This window comes from Asaia sp. A2 (assembly GCF_057319415.1).
In genome coordinates this window covers 2501-5503 of sequence record NZ_JBXWTO010000033.1, presented here as the reverse complement: position 1 = coordinate 5503, position 3003 = coordinate 2501, and the positions used below count along the sequence as shown (strand labels likewise).

Sequence of the window (3003 nt, the reverse complement as noted above, 5' to 3'; positions counted from 1 at the left end):
GGATTTTGGTTGCGGGGGCAGGATTTGAACCTGCGGCCTTCAGGTTATGAGCCTGACGAGCTACCGGGCTGCTCCACCCCGCGAGGGTGTTGGGGTGTATTTTGTGGGGTGGATCAGGGGACCTGGCGGCGACCGACTTTTCCGCATCTTGAGATGCAGTATCATAGGCGCTGGGGCGTTTCACGGCCGAGTTCGGGATGGGATCGGGTGGAAGTCTCCCGCCATAGCCACCAGGTCTTCTGATCCACCCGACAACTGTGTGTCGGTGTGGAGGTTGGTGTTTTGTGTATGATGAGTGTGATTGCGTGGATGATTGCTATGCATGTGTATGCTCTGTTTAACAGAGCGTTGTGTGAGCGATATGGGCGATTAGGACCGGTTAGCTGCACGTGTTACCACGCTTCTACACCCGGCCTATTGACGTGATGGTCTTTCACGGCCCTGTGAGACCTAGTTTTGAGGTGGGTTTCCCGCTTAGATGCTTTCAGCGGTTATCCCGTCCATACTTAGCTACCCGGCTGTGCCGCTGGCGCGACAACCGGTACACCAGAGGTATGTTCATCCCGGTCCTCTCGTACTAGGGACAAATCCTCTCAAGTCTCATACACCCACGGCAGATAGGGACCGAACTGTCTCACGACGTTCTAAACCCAGCTCACGTACCACTTTAATCGGCGAACAGCCGAACCCTTGGGACCTGCTCCAGCCCCAGGATGTGATGAGCCGACATCGAGGTGCCAAACCTCCCCGTCGATGTGGACTCTTGGGGGAGATCAGCCTGTTATCCCTAGAGTACCTTTTATCCGTTGAGCGATGGCCCGTCCACGTGGGACCACCGGATCACTATGGCCGACTTTCGTCTCTGTTCGAGCTGTCACTCTCACAGTCAGGCGGGCTTATGCCATTGCACTCGACAGTCGGTTTCCGACCGACCTGAGCCCACCATCGCGCGCCTCCGTTACACTTTGGGAGGCGACCGCCCCAGTCAAACTGCCCACCATGCAGGGTCCCGGACCAGGCTAGACTGGTCTCGGTTAGACATCAGAAAAATTCAGGGTGGTATTTCAAGGACGGCTCCACCGGTACTGGCGTCCCGGGTTCGTAGCCTCCCACCTATCCTACACAGGATGTCTCTGATGCCACTGCAAAGCTGCAGTAAAGGTTCATAGGGTCTTTCCGTCTGACCGCGGGTACCCCGCATCTTCACGGGGAATTCAATTTCGCTGAGTCGATGCTGGAGACAGTGGGGAAGTCGTTACGCCATTCGTGCAGGTCGGAACTTACCCGACAAGGAATTTCGCTACCTTAGGACCGTTATAGTTACGGCCGCCGTTTACCGGGGCTTCAATTCAATGCTTGCACATCTCCTCTTAACCTTCCGGCACCGGGCAGGCGTCAGGCCGTATACGTCGTCTCTCGACTTCGCACAGCCCTGTGTTTTTACTAAACAGTCGCTACCCCCTGGTCTGTGCCACCCGCCTGTGGTTGCCCACGGACGGGTCTCGCTTATCCCGAAGTTACACGAGCAATTTGCCTAGTTCCTTCAGCATCGTTCTCTCAAGCGCCTTGGTATTCTCTACCAGTCCACCTGTGTCGGTTTCGGGTACGGTCTATACGCCAGAGCTATTTCCTGGAATGCTCCAAAAGCCTGGTCAATCCAATAAGACCAGACAACATATTGCATTCGTCACTTCTGGCAGGCCCAGTAATATTCAACTGGTTCCCATCGACTACGGCTTTCGCCCTCGCCTTAGGGGCCGGCTCACCCTGCGTGGATTAACCTTGCGCAGGAACCCTTGGACTTTCGGCGACAGTGTTTCTCGCACTGTTTGTCGCTACTCATGTCAGCATTCGCACTTCCGATATCTCCAGAGAGGGTCACCCCGTCTCCTTCGCAGACCTACGGAACGCTCCGCTACCGCGCATATCATAGATATGCACCCACAGCTTCGGCACGTGGCTTGAGCCCCGTTACATTTTCGGCGCAGGGTTTCTATTAGACCAGTGAGCTATTACGCTTTCTTTAAAGGATGGCTGCTTCTAAGCCAACCTCCTGGTTGTTTTGGAATCCCCACATCCTTTCCCACTTAGCCACGATTTGGGGGCCTTAGCTGGTGGTCTGGGCTGTTTCCCTCTCGACAATGGACCTTAGCACCCACTGTCTGTCTGCCACGCTCATACTCCTCGGTATTCGGAGTTTGGTTAGGTTTGGTAAGACTTTGGGTCCCCCTAGCCCATCCAGTGCTCTACCCCCGAGGGCAATACGTGACGATCTACCTCAATAGATTTCGCGGAGAACCAGCTATCTCCGAGTTTGATTGGCCTTTCACCCCTAGCCACAGCTCATCCCCGACTTTTTCAACAGGCGTGGGTTCGGCCCTCCAGTGCGTGTTACCGCACCTTCAGCCTGGCCATGGCTAGATCACTCGGTTTCGGGTCTTCTGCCAGCAACTCATGCGCCCTATTCAGACTCGCTTTCGCTACGCCTACACCTACCGGCTTAAGCTCGCTGCAAACAGAAACTCGCTGACCCATTATACAAAAGGTACGCCGTCACCCCATAAGAGGCTCCGACTGCTTGTAGGCATCCGGTTTCAGGTCTCTTTCACTCCCCTCATCGGGGTGCTTTTCACCTTTCCCTCACGGTACTTGTTCACTATCGGTCATCAGGGAGTATTTAGGCTTGGAGGGTGGTCCCCCCATGTTCAGACAGGGTTTCACGTGCCCCGCCCTACTCGAGAACCATCATGAACACTACGCATACGGGGCTATCACCCATTATCGCCGGACTTTCCAGACCGTTCTGCTTCTTTCACAATGATTACTGGCCTGTTCCGCGTTCGCTCGCCACTACTAGCGGAATCTCTGTTGATGTCTTTTCCTCCAGGTACTGAGATGTTTCAGTTCCCCGGGTTCGCCTCATACCCCTATGTATTCAGGGCATGATACCTATCGCTAGGTGGGTCTCCCCATTCAGATATCCACGGATCAAAGCTTGCTCGC

1 tRNA gene and 2 rRNA genes (1 of these 3 running past the window's edge) are annotated in these 3003 nt (G+C 54.9%); all 3 read right to left on the bottom strand.

From position 1 onward, the window contains the following. Positions 1 to 6: 6 nt before the first annotated feature. Positions 7 to 83, bottom strand: a tRNA-Met gene (locus tag ACWNRM_RS15060). A gap of 37 nt (positions 84 to 120) precedes the next feature. Beyond that, positions 121 to 235, bottom strand: a 5S ribosomal RNA gene (gene rrf, locus ACWNRM_RS15055). 114 nt (positions 236 to 349) lie between these two features. Then, a 23S ribosomal RNA gene (locus ACWNRM_RS15050) occupies positions 350 to 3003 on the bottom strand; it runs 87 nt beyond the window's last position.